This window comes from Yersinia artesiana (assembly GCF_902726545.1).
GTDB classification, from domain to species: Bacteria; Pseudomonadota; Gammaproteobacteria; order Enterobacterales; family Enterobacteriaceae; genus Yersinia; species Yersinia artesiana.
Map to the genome: position 1 here is coordinate 39,828 of NZ_CACVAD010000008.1, position 17,927 is coordinate 57,754.

The window sequence follows — 17,927 nt, forward strand, 5'->3', positions numbered from 1 at the left end:
AGTGTTTTTTAAGCCAGCTCGGGTGCTGGCTTTTTTTTTACCTGTTCACCTGCTGTCATTTCCCTGTCAAATATTATGCGTACAGACGTCCATTCACGATTTAATTTTAAATGATAATGATATTTATCATGTATGTTCCCAGATATTTTGGATTATGACATCAATATACCCGTTGCTATATTTATGCATGAAATATATGAGTAACGTAGTTATATTTTATTGGGGGTGTCATGGGGCGATATCAGTTAACAATGTTATTATTTTTTTTCTGTCTGGTAAATTTTAATAGCAGAGCCAAACCCCCGGACATCGTTTGGCGTGTTGATACTCGCGACCATAAAGAAATATTCAGCACAGGTTTTTATTCTTCTGGTGACAATGATTTTGTACTTGAGCACCTCAGTGGCAGAAGTTGCCGTAGTATCGACAACCAATCGGCAGATAGCGCATTTATTTCCACCACGGCTGATCGGGGGTTTGCGTATAATTATTTAGAGCGAGTATTGAAAAATATACAGACGACCCTAACCAGCAGTGCAAAAGCTTATATTTATCAGATACGCGCTGATGCTAATATGTATAGCGCAGATTATACCTTGAATTTTTTATTACGACTGGGGGCGAGTGAGATTCAACAAGAGATTCATCGTATTTTTCGCTATGCACCTTATTTATCAGAATGGATGGCACATCGTAGCGTCTTATCGGAACAGATTATGTCAGCAACTTCATACATCCTGGAAGAGGGCAGCGTTATACTTAATGAATACATCCCTAACCCACTATATCGGCAAACACGCTCGAGCGCCAATATGCACCCTTATCATGGTGTTTTTATTATACCTTCAGCGATGAATATGATGCGAATCTGGATGCTAAGAATGGGAATCAGACCAATGATTAGGGCATGTTTTGGCAGTATGGATTCAATAGATTTCAAACGAAGCATAAAGTTAAATAAAAAAGGTAATAACAAAATGTTTAAGATGATAGTTGTTTTGTAAAGATGATTTCAATATATAACTAAATGGAGTGTTTATATTATGAGGTTAATTTTTTATGGGGCTATTATATTTGTATGTATCCCCGCACTGGCAACGAAACCTGGGGATTTAAAATCGCAGTGCGATATAGATGATGGTACAATGATTTATAAACGGGTAATTAAAAGTTATAATGCGAGCATTATGTGGCGTCCGGATGATATATCGCTTGATGCGATTAACATTAAGATAGATGATAGATGATAAATGGTATGGGGCTATAGCAGATGATAGAACAAATGGGAATGCAGCTAAAGGGATGTCCAGTTTTGCGCAAGCGGCGTACTTAATTAGTCTCCCTGTTAATGTTTGCGTTAAAAATAAATATCTACGAGGAATTGAAGGTGCCGACTGATATTCCTGTCAGCACCCTCTATTTATCGCCACAGGCTGATTTATTTATTGTTCAACTGCCAATATTTGATGTTTTTTCAACATGCCGCGTAACTGATGATAAGTCAGCCCCAATAAGCTGGCGGCCTTGCGCTGATTAAATCGCGCTTGCTCCAACGCCTGTTGGAGCATCTGTTTTTCACTATTATGCAGCCAATCTTTAAGATTGAGCGGTAAGGCGGGCAGCTCGCTGGTTTGGTTATCAGAGTCGTTGCGCTCAATACTCTCGTTTTCTTGGTTCTGTTGGCGTGCAAAAGGGTCGATAATAATGTTATCCAGCGCCTCGCTGCTATCACCGTGGCGATATACTGAGCGCTCGACGACATTTTTCAGTTCCCGCACATTTCCCGGCCAACGATATTCCAGTAATTGCTGTTCAGCTTGCGGGGTAAAGCCGGGGAACAGTGGCAGACCTAATTCCCGGCACATCTGAATCGCAAAATGCTCTGCCAGCAACATAATATCTTGCTGGCGCGCACGTAACGGTGGCAATTGCACCACATCAAATGCCAGACGGTCGAGTAAATCAGCCCGGAATTTTCCAGCGGCCGCCAGCGCGGGCAGGTTATCATTGGTCGCGCACACCAAACGAACATCCACTTGCAAGGGTTGACTCCCGCCAACACGCTCCAGATGACCATATTCAATCACCCGTAATAGTTTTTCCTGTACCAGCATAGGAGCAGTTGCCAGTTCATCTAAAAACAGAGTGCCGCCATCTGCGCGTTCAAAACGCCCAAGATGACGCTTCTGCGCGCCAGTAAAGGCCCCCGCTTCATGGCCGAACAGCTCTGAATCGAGTAAGTTTTCATTAAGAGCAGCGCAATTGAGTGAAATAAACGGCCCTTGCCAGCGGTTGGACAAATAATGCAGGCGATGGGCTATCAGCTCCTTGCCGGTACCCCGTTCACCAATGACCAACACCGGCTTATTCAGTTTTGCCAATCCTGAAACTTGCTCCAGCACCTCAACAAAAGCGTTGGCTTGGCCTAACAGATTTTCTAATTGCTCACTCATGATGAAATTCGCCAATAGTTGGTTAAAGTAATCACTCTACATTTTATCTTACAACAATCAAAAAATATTTTATGTTTATTTTCAATGCATTAAATTTGTCAGAAAGTTGGCACGACTCTTGATATATCACTATTGAAATTATGTGAATCGGCGCCACCAAACGCCAATCAGTTTAAAGAGGATGTAAATTATGGGTATTTTTTCTCGTTTTGCCGATATCGTGAACGCCAACATCAATACATTACTGGATAAAGCTGAAGATCCACAGAAGCTGGTGCGGCTGATGATTCAGGAAATGGAAGATACACTGGTTGAGATCCGCTCAACATCGGCCCGCGCACTGGCTGAGAAAAAACAACTGCTACGCCGCATTGACCACTGTGAAAGCCAGCAGCAAGAATGGCAGGATAAAGCCGAACTGGCTTTGCGCAAAGATAAAGAAGATTTGGCGCGTGCCGCCTTGATTGAAAAGCAAAAAGTGGTGGCACTGATTGATACGCTGACTCGCGAAGTCGCAACAGTTGATGAAACGCTCACCCGCATGAAGCATGAAATCACTGAGCTGGAGAGTAAGTTAACTGAAACTCGTGCCCGGCAGCAGGCGCTGACACTGCGTCATCAAGCGGCCGCATCATCTCGCGATGTTCGCCGTCAGTTAGACAGCGGCAAATTAGATGAAGCAATGGCGCGTTTTGAACAGTTTGAGCGCCGCATTGATCATATGGAAGCTGAGGCTGAAACTGTGGGTATTGGCAAACAAAAGTCATTGGAAAGCCAGTTTGCCGAACTGAAAGCTGATGATGAAATTAGCAATCAACTGGCCGCACTGAAAGCAAAAATGAATTCAGCACAATAAGTTTTTGCTAAATTTCAGAAAAATACCTCGTCGGGCCGTCGTTATACACGCGGCCTGTCATGATTAAAATGCGGATATCCGCGAGCATAAATTTGTGGGGAACCAATGAGTATCCTATTTCTTGCCATACCGTTGACCATTTTTGTGTTGTTTGTGGCACCGATTTGGTTATGGCTGCATTACAGCAATCGCCAGCAAAGTGGTGCTCAACTTAGCCATCAGGATATGCAACGTCTGTCGCAGTTAACTGATGATGCACGCCGGATGCGTGAGCGCATTCAGGCATTGGAAGAAATTCTTGATGCTGAGCATCCGAACTGGAGGCAGTCATAATGGGCGATATATTTAAAAATAATATGTTAAGTAAGAAGAAACTCTATCGCGTACCAGAAGAAGGCATGATTAAAGGCGTTTGTGCCGGGCTAGCGCACTATTTTGATATTCCGGTGCGGCTGATTCGAGTGATGGTGGTGTTATCGCTGTTCTTTGGTCTGTTTGTTTTCACTATTGCGGCTTATATCGTGCTGACTTTCATGCTGGAACCTGCACCCGCATCCAGTTTTAGTGAACATCACGAGGCGACACCGCGTCAGCTTCTTGATCAGTTAGAGTATGAATTGGTGGCAGGAGAGCAACGTCTGCGCCAGGTTGAGCGCTATGTCACTTCCGAAACCTTCGGAGTGCAGAGCCGTTTTCGTCAGTTGTGATATGACTCATTCAATTAATGGTCAAGCCTGCCGGAGGGCATAAATATGAATAATACCCCCGTCCGAACCCGTGCAGGTGTAGTATTAACCACACTAATAAAAATTATTTTTAGTGTCGCATTAGCCTATGGCCCGGCAGGTGCAGCAGGTTTTATCGTCAGAAATGTCAGCCGCAAACCCCTGCGCTGGTTGTTGCTGATGATGCTGGAACCGATGCTAAAACGTGCCATGGGGGCGGCTGCGGGTCAATTTGCCAAGGAGAAGCATGAAACGACTGCAAAATGAGATTACATCATTGGTCAATCGCGGGATGGATAGGCATCTGCGATTGGCAGTAACCGGCTTGAGCCGCAGCGGGAAAACCGCATTTATCACTTCTCTGGTGAATCAATTACTTCATGTCCACAGCGGCGCGCGTTTGCCGCTGTTTTCTGCTGTGCGCGAAGAGCGTTTACTGGGGGTAAAGCGGGTGCCGCAGCGTGATTTGGGCATTCAACGCTTTACTTACGATGAAGGTCTGGCCTCTTTATATGGTACGCCACCTAATTGGCCAACCCCGACCCGTGGTGTGAGCGAAATTCGTTTGGCTTTGCGTTTTCGCTCCAGCGACTCTCTGTTGCGCCATTTTAAAGAGACATCAACGCTGTATCTGGAAATTGTTGATTATCCGGGTGAATGGTTGTTGGATTTACCCATGCTGGAACAAGATTATTTGAGCTGGTCGCGCCAGATGGCGGGCTTGTTACAAGGCGACCGCGCTGAGTGGGCCAAACCTTGGTTGACGCTGTGTCAGCGGTGCGATCCGCTGGCCCCAGCCGATGAAAATCAATTGGCGGCGATTGCTCAGGCTTATACTGATTATCTGATTCGTTGCAAAAATGAAGGTCTGCATTTCATTCAACCGGGGCGTTTTGTGTTGCCGGGTGATATGGCGGGGGCGCCTGCATTGCAGTTCTTCCCGTGGCCGGATGTCACTGATCTTGGCGAATCGCGGCTGGCTCAGGCCGATAAACACTCCAATTTGGGCATGCTGCGCACTCGTTTTAACTATTACTGCAACGCGGTCGTGAAAGGTTTTTACAAAGAACATTTTGTGCGTTTTGACCGACAAATCGTACTGGTGGATTGCCTGCAACCCCTGAATAGCGGGCCGCAGGCGTTTAACGATATGCGGCTGGCGTTGACGCAATTGATGCAAAGTTTCCATTACGGGAAGCGCACGTTATTCCGTCGCTTATTTTCTCCGTGTATCGATAAGCTGATGTTTGCGGCAACCAAAGCCGACCATGTGACAGCCGATCAACACGCTAATTTGGTCTCCTTGCTGCAACAATTGGTGCAGGAAGCCTGGCAAAATGCCGCATTTGAAGGGATCAGTATGGATTGTGTTGGGCTGGCGTCGGTACAGGCGACACAAAGCGGCATCGTTGATCATCAAGGGCAGAAAATTCCTGCATTACGTGGCAATCGGCTAACCGATGGCGCGCCACTAACGGTCTTCCCCGGCGATGTTCCGGCGCGTTTACCCGGCCCCGCATTTTGGCAACAGCAAGGGTTTCATTTTGATGAGTTCCGCCCGCAAGCGGTACATGTTGACAGCCCATTGCCCCATATTCGTCTTGATGCCGTCATGGAATTTTTATTGGGAGATAAATTGCGATGAGCGAGCCTTTAAAGCCCCGGATCGATTTTGAACAGCCTTTGCAACCCTTAGACGAACCGGTATTAAAAGCGGCACAAGCTTTTGACGAACATGCGGCTGAGAATTTCTATCCTGCGGCCCCGGAACTGGATGCAGAGAATGAAGAAGGGCGGGTAGAAGGGCTGGTTAACGCGGCATTGAAACCGAAACGCAGCCTGTGGCGTAAAATGGTGACGGCGGGGATAGCTTTATTTGGTGTCAGTGTGATTGCTCAATCAGTGCAATGGGTTAATCAGGCATGGCAACAGCAGGATTGGATTGCACTGGGGGCTACCACTGCCGGGGGGCTGATCGTGCTGGCGGGAGTGGGTTCTGTGGTGACGGAGTGGCGGCGCTTGTACCGCCTGCGCCAACGGGCTGAAGAGCGCGATATTGCGCGCGAACTGCTGGTGAGTCACGGTATTGGCCAAGGGCGGGCGTTTTGTGAAAAGCTGGCACGTCAGGCCGGACTGGATCAAGGGCATCCGGCACTCCAGCGTTGGCAAGCCTCGCTACATGAAACCCATAATGACCGTGAAGTGGTTGAACTGTATGCCAAACTGGTTCAACCATCACTGGATAATCTGGCGCGGGCCGAAATCAGCCGCTATGCCGCCGAGTCAGCATTAATGATTGCCGTTAGCCCGCTGGCGCTGGTGGATATGGCGTTTATCGCCTGGCGAAATATTCGTCTGATCAATCGTATTGCTGCTTTGTATGGTATTGAATTGGGGTATTTCAGCCGCATCCGTTTGTTCCGTTTGGTACTGCTCAATATTGCTTTTGCCGGGGCATCTGAATTAGTGCGCGAAGTGGGTATGGACTGGTTATCGCAGGATTTAGCCGCACGGTTATCCGCCCGCGCCGCGCAAGGTATCGGGGCTGGCTTGCTGACGGCCCGACTGGGTATTAAAGCAATGGAGTTGTGTCGCCCATTGCCGTGGTTGGGAGATGATAAACCTAAGTTGGGCGATTTCCGTCGGCAATTGATTGGTCAATTGAAAAATACCTTGCCAAAAAAAGATAAACTGGCGCAGCAGTAACGTTATTTCAGCCGTGGGTCAAAGGCAAAAGATAGCGGTTGGACACTGCTTAGACAGGTTTGAAAGTCTTTGTGCCGTGGGTTGAGCAGCAGATTGTTTTCTGATGGTACCAGAGTGGATGGAACCAGTAATCCAAGTGATGATTCTGACTCCAGCCATTCGGTACCAATATCCATTGTTGACGCCGGCGCGGGGTCGCTGCGCCAGTCAGTGGGCCAATCTTGCGGCTGAAGCAGCATAATGTTGCTATCTTCGATTTCAATTTGGAATAACTCGAACTCACTGAGTGTTGAGCTGTCCTGAATATGTACCAACGTCTCCAGCATCGCCAGCGACACACTGCTGGCCAAGTAGATGGCGGCGTACCCCTTATGATTCCAGCGGCCACCATAGATTTCGGCACCATAGCCGGTCCAGGTTGAAGCAAGATAGCGGCGCATCACAATGCGGTAGAGCATCATAAGTATCGGCCTGCCGGATTTATCTTCATAAGCTACTGATCCTGATAGCGCTCAATTATGAAAATACGCCGTGCTCCAGGCGCCCAATCAAATCACAGACTTCCAATGCGCCGGTTTCGGTTTCCAGTAAGGAATCCGGACTGCGGTGGCCCAGGCCTTTAATCGGGGTCGACATCCAAGTAATAGCTTTGCCTTTATCGCCGCCAAATAGTTCAACTGCGGCGTCCATCACCCGAACGAATCGTGCGATTCGCTCACTCTCTTCGGGAGTGAAACGGCCATCATGTGTGCGTCTGCGTGTCAGGCTGCGGCTGGGGATACCGGTCGCGCGCAAAATCTCAGCTTTTGGGATAGATGCCCATAGATGGATGCTGTCAATGACATCAACAGAAAAACCCATTTTGATACTATCGACCAATACAGTACCGCGGCTGGCGGGCAAACCAATCTCTCGCCATAGCGCCCCTGTTCTGGTCGCGGGAGTGGGGTGATATGCTCTCATGTAACCTCCTCGGTCAATTGGCTATGCATACTATAGCCAGTTGGCCGATATAAAGCAAAGTGTCACCGGTTCTTGACGAGGATGTTGACGGCATGCGTCATTATATAATTCTAAATTATTATCATAAAAACTAATAACTCGCTATATATGGCGCTGATAGGGGGTGATGATCTTATCTTTGTGAGTTCAGTTGGATAGAAAAAACAGCAAAAAGCCGATTCCTGTCAACTTTTGCTGACAGACTGCTTCATCAGTCAGGGGGGAAAGGGTATTATCATAGCCAGATATTCCGCACCTGCCCTACATAAGGTCGATACTGATGCGCTTGGAAGTTTTTTGCGAAGACCGAATTGGTCTCACCAGAGAGTTACTTGATCTCTTGGTTTTACGCGGCATTGATTTACGTGGGATCGAAATTGATCCGATTGGCCGTATTTATCTGAATTTTTCACAGTTGGATTTCAGTGTATTTAGTGCGTTGATGATGGATATTCGACGCATTGATGGAGTGACTGATGTTCGCACTGTCTCCTTTATGCCATCTGAGCGAGAGCACCGTTCGCTGCGGGCGCTGCTTGAATCCATGCCAGAGCCGGTATTTTCTATCGATTTAAAAGGCAACCTTGAGTTAGCTAACCCGGCTGCCCGTGAGCTGTTCTCCCTTAATGAGGAGAAGGTTCGTCACAAAACTGCGGGTAGTTTGTTGGGCGGATATAACTTTGCTCGTTGGTTCGATGGGGGAGAAACCGCTCCTCATACCGAACGTGTATTGATCAATAATCAGGATTACCTGATGGAGATCACCCCGATTCAGCTTGAAGATGAAAATCAGCAGAGCCAGACGGTAGGCGCTGTGGTGATGTTAAAATCGACCGCTCGCATGGGGAAACAACTGCAAATCTTATCGGTAAATGATGATACCGAATTTAAACAGATTGTTGCCACCAGCGTTAAAATGCGCCAAGTGCTTGATCAAGCGCGTAAATTAGCCATGTTGGATGCACCGTTACTGTTGGTTGGTGATACCGGCACCGGCAAAGACCTCTTGGCACGTGCTTGTCATCTGCGCAGCCCGCGCGGGAAAATGCCCTTCCTCGGGCTTAATTGCGCTTCTTTACCTGATGATGTCGTGGAAAGTGAGCTATTTGGCTATGCTGCAGGAGCATACCCCAACGCTGTTGAGGGTAAAAAAGGCTTCTTTGAACAGGCTAATGGCGGCTCAGTACTGTTAGATGAAATCGGCGAAATGTCGCCTCGCATGCAGATCAAACTGTTACGTTTCCTTAATGACGGAACTTTCCGCCGTGTCGGAGAAGAGCATGAAGTGCATGTCGATGTGCGGGTTATTTGTGCCACCCAAAAGAATTTGGTGGAATTAGTACAGCGAGGCGAATTCCGTGAGGATCTCTATTATCGCCTTAATGTATTGACCATCACTTTGCCGCCGTTGCGTGAGCGTCAAGCCGATATCATGCCATTGACAGCGCTGTTTGTTGCGCGTTTCTCTGACGAACAGGGCGTACCTCGGCCGAAATTGGCGCCTGAACTGAGTAGCTTCCTGACCAATTATGGTTGGCCGGGTAATGTTCGCCAACTGAAAAATGCAATTTATCGCGCCCTGACTCAATTGGAAGGGGCGGAGTTACGGCCACAAGATATCGTCTTACCGGAGTTTGAAGTTGAAGCGGTTCTGGGGGATGAAGTGCTTGATGGCTCGCTCGACGATATTAGCAAACGTTTCGAACGCTCTGTGTTGACTCGACTTTACCGCAATTATCCCAGCACACGTAAACTCGCTAAGCGCCTTGGTGTATCCCATACCGCGATCGCTAATAAACTACGTGAATATGGTTTAAGTAGTAAACGCTCTGCCAGTGATGAAAGCGAAGAAGAGTAAGGCGTAAAAGAGAAAACCATAAAAAACGGCTGTACCCGAGAGGGCCAGCCGTTTGTGAAACCAAAGTAGTACGAGTTACTTCAGTGCTGCCAGTGCGGCATCATAGTCTGGTTCGGTGGTGATTTCGTTAACCAACTCACTGTAGATAACATTGTCCTGACCATCCAGAACCACTACAGCACGAGCGGTCAAACCTGCCAATGGGCCTTCAGTAATGGCCACACCGTAAGCTTGTTTGAAATCTGCGCCACGCAAGGTTGACAGTGTAACGACGTTGCTCAGACCTTCAGCACCGCAAAAACGTGATTGGGCAAATGGCAGGTCAGAGGAGATACAAAGCACCACGGTGTTCTCAAGTTCGCCAGCCAATTGATTGAATTTGCGTACAGATGCGGCACAAACACCGGTATCAATGCTTGGGAAGATATTCAGGACTTTACGTTTACCCACGAAGCTGCTCAGTGCAACATCAGATAAATCTTTCGCAACCAAAGTAAAATCTTTAGCTTTATCGCCGGGTTGCGGTAGTTGACCTGCAACGGTCACTGGATTGCCTTGGAAATGTACTGTCTGTGTCATTATTTGATCCCTTTTACAGATGTGTAACACGAAGTTCAGTTTAAGGTAACAATAGCCACTTGGATATGAGAAATTTGCTAAATAATTTAGATTTTAGTGACATCAGGTTCTAATACCGACAGTCAGCCCCTGAATTCTTCTGAGGAACCATAATGCGAACCCTGCGTTGCTATCCAGAGTCCTGGCCCCTACATTCCGCATTTGTTATCTCCCGCGGAAGTCGTACCGAAGCAAAAGTTGTGGTTGTCGAGATTGAGGAAGACGGCATTCATGCTTTTGGTGAATGTACTCCATATCCACATTACGGAGAAAGTGAATCTTCTGTGATGGCACAGTTGGCCCTGGTGGTTAGCGCTGTTGAGCAAGGCGTTTCACGCGAGGGCTTACAACAGTTATTGCCTGCTGGGGCGGCGAGGAATGCGGTCGATTGTGCGTTATGGCAGTTGGAGAGTTTGCAGAAACAGCAGAGTTTATGGCAGTTGACCCAGACGGCACCTGTCCCCTGTATCTCTATGGCCCAGACGGTGAGTATCGGGACACCGGAAGCGATGGCGTACAGTGCCAGTGCATTGGCATATCTGGGCGCTAACTTATTGAAAATAAAACTGGATGACCATCTGATTGCTGAGCGGTTGGTGGCAATTCGCAGCGCAGTACCAGAAGCGACATTGATTGTGGACGCCAATGAATCCTGGCAGCCTGAGGGCTTGGCCGCGCGTTGCCAGTTATTGGCAGATTTAGGCGTGGCTATGTTGGAGCAGCCATTACCCGCCGGGAATGATGATTCATTGCAGAACTTTATCCACCCGCTGCCTATTTGTGCTGATGAGAGCTGCCATACACGCGCTGACCTGGCGGGGTTGGTTGGCCGTTATGACATGGTTAATATTAAACTGGATAAAAGCGGTGGATTAACAGAGGCACTGTTGTTGGCCGAACAGGCAAAATCGCTCGGATTTGCCATTATGCTCGGCTGTATGTTGTGTACCTCGCGCGCAATACGTGCTGCATTGCCACTGGCTCCAGGCGCTCGCTTTGTCGATCTGGATGGCCCGACGTGGTTACAACAGGATGTCGAGGACGGGTTACATTTTTCGACTGGCGCTATTGATTTATCGGCTTAATCCGGTCTTGTGAGTAAGTCTATCAGGGCAGCCAGATAACATTCACTGGCTGCATCGGCAGAAATGGGGGGTAACTCCGCGGTAATACAAGGTAATTGGATGTCGGCGCACCAACTGCCGAATGACCCCGGAGTGGCGTAACCCACATTCGTCACCAGTGGTAGTTTAAAGTTTGCTGCCAACTGTTCCCCGAGCGTTGAACTATCGGGGTCTTCAATGCAGGCCAATGGCTCGTGAAAAGAGACTACCCAACGCGGGAGCAGCTGTTTAATCAATGCACACAATGCTTGAGTTTCGGGTTCTGAGCCTGCACACTCTCCGGTCGCTAACACCACATCTCTTGCATCCGCCGCGCTGTTCCAGCGATAAACTGTTTCGCCAGCCTGCCAGTTTTTAGCCGGAAAATTACGATTAAGATCAACACCATTGGCATTCGCCCGTAGCCCTAATTGGCAGCCATCGGGATTGACTGCCAATATCACATGGTGGCGCTGTTGTTTAGGGGAAATGCTACGTAACGCGCAGGAGAGGGCCACAATTGCTGCACTCTCATCACCATGAGTTCCCGCGATAATCAGCCCGGTTTGTGCTGATGGATTGGCGGCCGGGAAATAGGTCAGTGGTGCTCCCAGCAGAGAGGTACCGTAGTGTTGCCCTAAGGTGACCAGATTTCCCCGTGTGGAGCGGGGGCGATATTGAGTCATGATATTCTGTTATTCCGAATTATATGCATATTACACTCAACATATCATTTAGCATTATTACTTTGAACCAATTGATCTGCTAGTTTATGTTGATAAGAGTTAGTGACTTTCGCTGAAATGGAACGACAACGAAAAGGTTAATCATTATGCGCTATTTCCGTTTTGCATTGTGCGCCGCATTGGTGGGGGCAGCGCTGGGCGCGGCAAATGCTGCTGATGTCCCTGCTGGCACTGTATTGGCTGAAAAACAAGAATTGGTTCGTCATATTAAAGATGAGCCCGCGTCCCTTGACCCAATGAAAGCGGTTGGGTTAATCGAAGCTCAGGTTGCCCGTGATTTATTCGAAGGGCTGGTTAATCAGAATGCGCATGGACAGATAATTCCAGGCGTTGCGACAAATTGGAAAACGTCTGATAACCAAACCTATATTTTTACCTTACGCAAAGATGCTAAATGGTCGAATGGTGACCCCGTGACCGCGCAGGATTTTGTGTATAGTTGGCGTCGCCTGGTTGACCCTAAAAGTTTATCTCCTTTCGCCTGGTTTGCGGAACTGGCTGGTATGGAGAATGCACAACAGATTATTGCCGGGAAAATGCCACCAGAGACTCTTGGGGTCAGTGCTGTTAATGATTACACCCTCAAAGTTAAACTCAGCAAGCCGGTGCCTTATTTCCCCAGCCTGACCGCTAATTTCAGCCTATTCCCGGTGCCATCAACCGTGGTTGAGAAATACGGGAGTGACTGGACGAAAGTCGGTAATCTGGTGGGAAATGGCGCATTCAAATTACAAGATAGAGTCGTGAATGAGAAACTAGTCTTGGTGCCTAACGACTATTATTGGGACCATGCTCATACTGTTCTCACCAAAGTGACTTTTATTCCTATCAATCAGGAAGCCAATGCCACTAAACGCTATCAGGCTGGCGATATTGATATTACGGAATCCTTCCCTAAAAATTTGTATCAGAAGCTATTAAAAGATATTCCTGATCAAGTTTATACCCCTGACCAGTTAGGCACTTATTATTACGCCTTTAATACCCAGCGCGCGCCAACAAATGATGTTCGGGTACGCAAAGCATTATCTTATGCAATAGATCGTAAAATTATCGCTGAAAAAGTTTTGGGTACCGGGGAAAAACCTGCCTACCACTTTACCCCTGATGTCACGGCTGGCTATCATCCGGTGACCAATTTATTACAACAACAAGATCAGGACGAACTGAATGCACAAGCTAAAGCGCTGCTGCATGCGGCGGGTTATGGCCCTGATAAACCACTGAAATTGTCGCTGCTGTATAACACATCGGATAATAATCAAAAGTTAGCCATCGCCATTGCTTCAATGTGGAAGAAAACATTGGGTGTGGATGTTCAAATGATTAACCAAGAGTGGAAGACCTATATTGATAGCCGTAATACCGGCAATTTCGATGTGGTTCGCGCTTCATGGGTTGGGGATTACAATGAACCTTCTACATTCCTGTCATTACTGACCTCGACCCACAGTGGTAATATTGCTAAGTTTACCAATGCGGATTATGACCGTTTGCTGAGTGAAGCCGGTAAGCAAACTAATCCTAAAGCGCTAAGTGATGATTATAATAAAGCAGAACAAATTATTGCAGAGCAAGTACCAATAGCACCTATATACCAATTTACTAACGGGCGCTTAATTAAACCGTGGGTAAAAGGTTACCCGATTACTAACCCGGAAGACGTGGCATACAGCCACATGATTTACCTCATCAAACATTAGTGGTCATTAGATAATTAACCCGCAGGGGAATTTACACTTGTGGGTTAATTAATTTGGGCAACGTTTAATCTTGAGTTGGTTTATATTTTTCTTTGTATTTTGGTGTCTTTTTTGAAATGCAGTCCCACGCGATATGCACCAACATGTAAGAAATACAGATGATACAGTAGAACCTCGTTAACTCATCAGTGGTCTGCGGTGAGTACCAGAGGGAAGAGAGTGGCTCCAATTCAGCTCCCCCAATGCTTGCTCAGATAGATACCGGTAATTAATACACTGCCAATAGCTGCAAATGTAAATGCAAGGGATGTGGTAATGGTTAATGTGGGGACTAAAAATGATAACCCTCCAGTCAATGCAAACCCTGCTCCTGCGCCACCAATGAATGCTTTCATTAATGTAATAATGCTGGTTTCCATAATCAATATCCCTTGAATATATAACGTGATAATTAGCAAAATTGCACCTCAAAGTTTGAGGGCTTCTTCTGCTTTTATTATTATGTATCCTTAATCTCAAATAGAACTGTTTGATATAAATTCTGTTGGCCAGAAACATATAGTTAATGAATCAGATAGCCGCATTGACGAGGCATCAATATAAAATGTATTTCGATTATTTTATAGTGAGAGCAAGCTATCCGCATACATCACCTTTAAAGATCAGTGGGGGGGCGCTACACTGAGCTAATTGCATGATAAATGCTGAATTTGAGGATGTTGTCGTGGATGTAGTCGAAGGAAAAGCACTTCAAGTTTCTGATGCCGTTTATTCTTATCAACTCGATGGTAAAGGGGGCGTGACATCAATCAGCCCCGATGCCGTTGCTACAACAGAACAGCCTTGCTGGCTGCATCTGGATTACACTCACCCGGACAGCGCCGCCTGGCTGCAAAATACGCCGCTACTGCCTGAAGTTGTTCGCGATGGCCTGGCGGGTGAAAGTGTCCGGCCGAAAGTGACCCGCTTGGGTGACGGCACAATGATCACTCTCCGAGGAATTAACTTCAATAATGATGCCCGCCCTGACCAGTTAGTCACTATCCGGGTTTATATGACGGATAAGTTGATTGTTTCAACCCGGCATCGCAAAGTTTACTCGATTGATGATGTGCTCAATGATTTACAAAGTGGCACTGGCCCAACCAACAGTGGCAACTGGCTGGTGGAGATTGTCGATGGTCTGACCGATCACACCAGTGAGTTTATCGAAGACTTACACGATAAAATTATCGATCTCGAAGATGATTTATTAGAGCAAAAAATCCCACAGCGTGGGCAGATGGCCTTGTTACGTAAGCAGTTGATTGTACTGCGGCGGTATATGGCACCTCAGCGTGATGTTTTCTCTCGGCTAGCCAGTGAGCGCTTGCCGTGGATGAATGATGATGACCGACGTCGTATGCAGGAAATCTCAGAGCGTTTGGGGCGGGGGTTAGAGGATTTAGACTCCAGTATCGCGCGTACAGCGGTGTTGTCTGATGAAATTAGCTCATTAATGGCTGATGCAATGAACCGGCGTACTTATACCATGTCATTGTTGGCGATGGTGTTTTTACCTACCACCTTTTTGACTGGGCTGTTTGGTGTCAACCTCGGTGGCATTCCCGGTAATACCGATTCTTTTGGTTTTGCGACATTTTGCATGATGTTGGTGGTGTTGGTGCTCGGTGTTGCATGGTGGTTAAAGCGCAGTAAATGGCTCTAATTAGCTATTCGCAAGCGAGTAAAAGAGTGTGCCAGGTAGCACGTTAATCACTGCAAAATTGAGCGATATCAAGATTTGACCGTGATGACTCAGGCATTATCACTTTGCAGGTGAATGCAACGTCAAGCGATGGGCGTTGCGCTCCATATTTGTAATACTTTTATTTTTGAATTACTGCATAGCACATAATTGTTACGATGCCGATGTTGTCTCAACATCGGCATTTTTTTTGTTTTTGGGAAAACAGTGGGTAGGGTAGTAAAAAAGGGGATATTGCCTCTACACCTGAATGGTGAGAAGCAACACCTGATACTCGCTTATTTGATTTCCAGTACGTCGAGGCGAACCAGCGGCTGCTTATCGCCGTCCTCATCATCTTCTGGCTGCCAGCCAACCGGTTGTAACGGCAACTCTTCACGATCAAACGCCAAATCACCGCCATCAACAATTTCACTATTGTGAGTGATACTTTTGAAATCAAATAACTTGTGATCATTTAAATGTGATGGCACCACATTTTGCATGGCGCTGAACATGGTTTCGATCCGCCCTGGATACTGTTTATCCCAATCACGAAGCATATCTTTGATCACCTGACGTTGCAGGTTAGGCTGCGAGCCACATAAGTTACACGGAATAATCGGGTACTCTCTGGCAACAGCAAAACGCTCAATGTCTTTTTCGCGACAGTAGGCCAGTGGGCGAATAACCACATGTTTGCCATCGTCGCTCATCAGTTTGGGTGGCATGCCTTTCAGCTTGCCGCCATAGAACATATTGAGGAATAGCGTTTGCAGAATATCATCGCGATGGTGACCAAGCGCGATTTTGGTCGCTCCCAGTTCAGTCGCGGTGCGGTATAAAATCCCACGGCGCAGGCGCGAACAGAGTGAGCAGGTGGTTTTCCCTTCCGGAATGATCTCTTTCACAATCCCGTAAGTGTTCTCTTCTACAATCTTGTATTCAACACCTTGCTTATCCAGATAGGCAGGCAGGATATCTTCAGGGAAACCGGGTTGTTTCTGATCCAGATTAACCGCGATAAGAGTGAAGTTAATTGGCGCACTTTTTTGCAGGTTCTGCAAAATATCCAACATCGTGTAGCTGTCTTTGCCCCCTGACAGGCAGACCATGACGCGATCACCTTCTTCAATCATATTAAAATCAGCAATCGCCTGCCCGACATTACGGCGCAGACGTTTCTGTAATTTGTTCAAATCGTATTGTGCTTTTTGGTTAACCACTTGTTTCTCTTGCATTTGTTCGTGACTCATATCCAGTTAGGGGCATGACGGCAGTGCTGCGATGGCATAAGTTTATCATTCAACAAGCATATATATTAGTGTTTTAATCTCTGGTAAGCAGGGCATGATATATGAGGTTTGTGAAAGGCGTTTGTCTATAGCTTGTGAAATAGTTCACAAAAAAAGGAAGAATCATTATCGCAACTTGCCACAATCCATCCTTTATGGTGTAGTGGTTTCAACGGATTGTTACTGTGTAAGAACAGGCAAAACCTAAAAGAGAATGAACTCTTTTAAGTTTTGCCTTTTTTTTTGGGTGGAATATGAGAATACAAAGAGTTCTAAATAACAATGTGGTTGTTGCTCACGATTTCAGTGGGAAAGAATGTGTTGTTATTGGCAAAGGCGTTGGCTTCAATAAAAAGTCAAATGACCTGGTTGATGAAGCTGGCATTCAAAAAATATTCCGTCTTGATGAAGAAAATAGCTTTGATAAGACCCATGATGCTTTTCAGGATCTCCCTGAGGAGTTGTTTGACATTGTGCTGGATATTGTTAAACAAGCCACGACCAAATTAGATAGAAAGATTCATAAGAGTGTTTACGCTTCATTGTTGGATCATATTAGTTTTGCTATTGAACGAGCGAAGCAAGGGATCCATGTTAGAAATATGCTGCTTTGGGATATCAAACGTCTCTACCGGAATGAGTTTATTATTGGCGTTGCTGCATTGGAAAATATTAAACAAAAACTCAATGTTGATCTTGCTGAGGATGAGGCGGGATTTATTGCTCTTCATCTGTTGAACTCACAGAAAGACGGCACCATGCCGGATATAGAGAATGTATCAAAAGTTATTCAGGACTTATTGAATATCGTTAAATATCACTTCAATATCGAATATGAAGAAGAATCAATTAATTTCCAACGTTTTGTGACGCATTTAAAATTCTTTTCTCATCGTTTACTCAGTAATACTTATGTCTTGACCAATGACAACTCTTTGCATGATGTTGTTGCGGAAAAATATTCGACTTCTTATGAGTGTGCTAAGAAAGTCAATAAATTTATTAAACATGATTATGGACGGGAATTGACCGGTGACGAAATGATGTTTCTCGCTATTCACATTGAACATGTCAGAGTACCGACTTAAATAGAATATTAATAAATTACAAGAATTATCCAGAGAATAAATGGATTC

Annotated in this window: 19 protein-coding genes and 1 pseudogene; 13 read left to right on the plus strand and 7 right to left on the minus strand. The window is 46.4% G+C overall.

Annotated features, from left to right (window positions below):
• The first annotated feature begins 230 nt into the window (after nucleotides 1-230).
• Together ytxA and ytxB are read left to right on the plus strand one after the other, a co-directional pair.
• On the plus strand, nucleotides 231-1,004 hold the full coding sequence (ytxA, locus tag HU019_RS04065) for a putative AB5 enterotoxin ADP-ribosylating subunit YtxA (RefSeq protein WP_174847710.1): 774 nt from the start codon (nucleotides 231-233) through the stop codon (nucleotides 1,002-1,004).
• 39 nt (nucleotides 1,005-1,043) lie between these two features.
• A pseudogene (ytxB, locus tag HU019_RS04070) lies at nucleotides 1,044-1,398 on the plus strand (putative AB5 enterotoxin binding subunit YtxB).
• 44 nt (nucleotides 1,399-1,442) lie between these two features.
• Here ytxB and pspF read toward each other — a convergent pair.
• A complete protein-coding gene (gene pspF / locus HU019_RS04075; RefSeq protein WP_174847709.1) occupies nucleotides 1,443-2,453 on the minus strand; it encodes a phage shock protein operon transcriptional activator in 1,011 nt (336 codons plus the stop codon).
• A gap of 190 nt (nucleotides 2,454-2,643) precedes the next feature.
• On the opposite strand from pspF, the gene pspA reads away from it, so the two are divergent.
• From pspA to HU019_RS04105, 6 genes are all read left to right on the plus strand, one after another.
• A complete protein-coding gene (gene pspA / locus HU019_RS04080) occupies nucleotides 2,644-3,309 on the plus strand; it encodes a phage shock protein PspA (RefSeq protein WP_174847708.1) in 666 nt (221 codons plus the stop codon).
• 105 nt (nucleotides 3,310-3,414) lie between these two features.
• The gene (pspB, locus tag HU019_RS04085) at nucleotides 3,415-3,642 is read left to right on the plus strand and encodes an envelope stress response membrane protein PspB (protein ID WP_005161022.1); all 228 of its coding nucleotides are present in this window, start codon (nucleotides 3,415-3,417) and stop codon (nucleotides 3,640-3,642) included.
• Nucleotides 3,642-4,016, plus strand: a complete 375-nt coding sequence (gene pspC, locus HU019_RS04090) for an envelope stress response membrane protein PspC (RefSeq protein ID WP_174847707.1) — start codon at nucleotides 3,642-3,644, stop codon at nucleotides 4,014-4,016. Before pspB ends, pspC begins: the two co-directional genes overlap by 1 nt.
• A gap of 45 nt (nucleotides 4,017-4,061) precedes the next feature.
• Nucleotides 4,062-4,301 (plus strand): phage shock protein PspD, encoded by a 240-nt coding sequence (gene pspD, locus HU019_RS04095; RefSeq protein WP_174847706.1) that lies wholly within the window; start codon nucleotides 4,062-4,064, stop codon nucleotides 4,299-4,301.
• Entirely contained in the window at nucleotides 4,282-5,679 is a 1,398-nt protein-coding gene (locus HU019_RS04100) for a YcjX family GTP-binding protein (RefSeq protein ID WP_174847705.1), read from the plus strand. The genes pspD and HU019_RS04100 overlap by 20 nt, the downstream gene beginning before the upstream one ends.
• Nucleotides 5,676-6,740 (plus strand): YcjF family protein, encoded by a 1,065-nt coding sequence (locus HU019_RS04105; RefSeq protein ID WP_174847704.1) that lies wholly within the window; start codon nucleotides 5,676-5,678, stop codon nucleotides 6,738-6,740. The genes HU019_RS04100 and HU019_RS04105 overlap by 4 nt, the downstream gene beginning before the upstream one ends.
• Nucleotides 6,741-6,742: 2 nt before the next feature.
• Here the strand turns inward: HU019_RS04105 and HU019_RS04110 are convergent, their stop codons facing one another.
• Both HU019_RS04110 and xre read right to left on the minus strand, forming a co-directional pair.
• Nucleotides 6,743-7,201 (minus strand): RES family NAD+ phosphorylase, encoded by a 459-nt coding sequence (locus tag HU019_RS04110; protein WP_174847703.1) that lies wholly within the window; start codon nucleotides 7,199-7,201, stop codon nucleotides 6,743-6,745.
• A 55-nt stretch (nucleotides 7,202-7,256) separates the two neighbouring features.
• The gene (xre, locus tag HU019_RS04115; RefSeq protein WP_174847702.1) at nucleotides 7,257-7,703 is read right to left on the minus strand and encodes a type II toxin-antitoxin system antitoxin Xre; all 447 of its coding nucleotides are present in this window, start codon (nucleotides 7,701-7,703) and stop codon (nucleotides 7,257-7,259) included.
• 319 nt (nucleotides 7,704-8,022) lie between these two features.
• Between xre and tyrR the strand changes: the two genes are divergently transcribed.
• Nucleotides 8,023-9,600 (plus strand): transcriptional regulator TyrR, encoded by a 1,578-nt coding sequence (gene tyrR, locus HU019_RS04120; RefSeq protein WP_050078560.1) that lies wholly within the window; start codon nucleotides 8,023-8,025, stop codon nucleotides 9,598-9,600.
• A 75-nt stretch (nucleotides 9,601-9,675) separates the two neighbouring features.
• Here tyrR and tpx read toward each other — a convergent pair whose 3' ends face one another.
• Nucleotides 9,676-10,179, minus strand: a complete 504-nt coding sequence (gene tpx / locus HU019_RS04125) for a thiol peroxidase (protein WP_174847701.1) — start codon at nucleotides 10,177-10,179, stop codon at nucleotides 9,676-9,678.
• Nucleotides 10,180-10,331: 152 nt separating this feature from the next.
• On the opposite strand from tpx, the gene ycjG reads away from it, so the two are divergent.
• Nucleotides 10,332-11,303, plus strand: coding sequence for an L-Ala-D/L-Glu epimerase (gene ycjG, locus HU019_RS04130; protein ID WP_174847700.1), 972 nt, complete (start codon nucleotides 10,332-10,334; stop codon nucleotides 11,301-11,303).
• On the opposite strand, the gene mpaA is transcribed toward ycjG, so the two are convergent.
• Entirely contained in the window at nucleotides 11,300-12,007 is a 708-nt protein-coding gene (gene mpaA, locus HU019_RS04135) for a murein tripeptide amidase MpaA (protein WP_174847699.1), read from the minus strand. The genes ycjG and mpaA overlap by 4 nt on opposite strands.
• 146 nt (nucleotides 12,008-12,153) lie before the next feature.
• On the opposite strand from mpaA, the gene HU019_RS04140 reads away from it, so the two are divergent.
• A complete protein-coding gene (locus HU019_RS04140; RefSeq protein WP_174847698.1) occupies nucleotides 12,154-13,770 on the plus strand; it encodes a peptide ABC transporter substrate-binding protein in 1,617 nt (538 codons plus the stop codon).
• A gap of 230 nt (nucleotides 13,771-14,000) precedes the next feature.
• On the opposite strand, the gene HU019_RS04145 is transcribed toward HU019_RS04140, so the two are convergent.
• A complete protein-coding gene (locus HU019_RS04145; RefSeq protein WP_174847697.1) occupies nucleotides 14,001-14,189 on the minus strand; it encodes a hypothetical protein in 189 nt (62 codons plus the stop codon).
• Between the two features lie 305 nt (nucleotides 14,190-14,494).
• Here HU019_RS04145 and zntB point away from each other — a divergent pair, with 305 nt between their 5' ends.
• The gene (gene zntB, locus HU019_RS04150) at nucleotides 14,495-15,478 is read left to right on the plus strand and encodes a zinc transporter ZntB (RefSeq protein ID WP_174847696.1); all 984 of its coding nucleotides are present in this window, start codon (nucleotides 14,495-14,497) and stop codon (nucleotides 15,476-15,478) included.
• A gap of 317 nt (nucleotides 15,479-15,795) precedes the next feature.
• On the opposite strand, the gene ttcA is transcribed toward zntB, so the two are convergent.
• Entirely contained in the window at nucleotides 15,796-16,737 is a 942-nt protein-coding gene (gene ttcA / locus HU019_RS04155) for a tRNA 2-thiocytidine(32) synthetase TtcA (RefSeq protein ID WP_174847747.1), read from the minus strand.
• A gap of 308 nt (nucleotides 16,738-17,045) precedes the next feature.
• Between ttcA and licT the strand changes: the two genes are divergently transcribed.
• Nucleotides 17,046-17,879 carry a BglG family transcription antiterminator LicT gene (licT, locus tag HU019_RS04160; protein WP_174847695.1) on the plus strand — a complete coding sequence of 278 codons (834 nt, stop codon included), beginning with the start codon at nucleotides 17,046-17,048 and terminating at the stop codon, nucleotides 17,877-17,879.
• The last annotated feature ends 48 nt before the right edge of the window (nucleotides 17,880-17,927 follow it).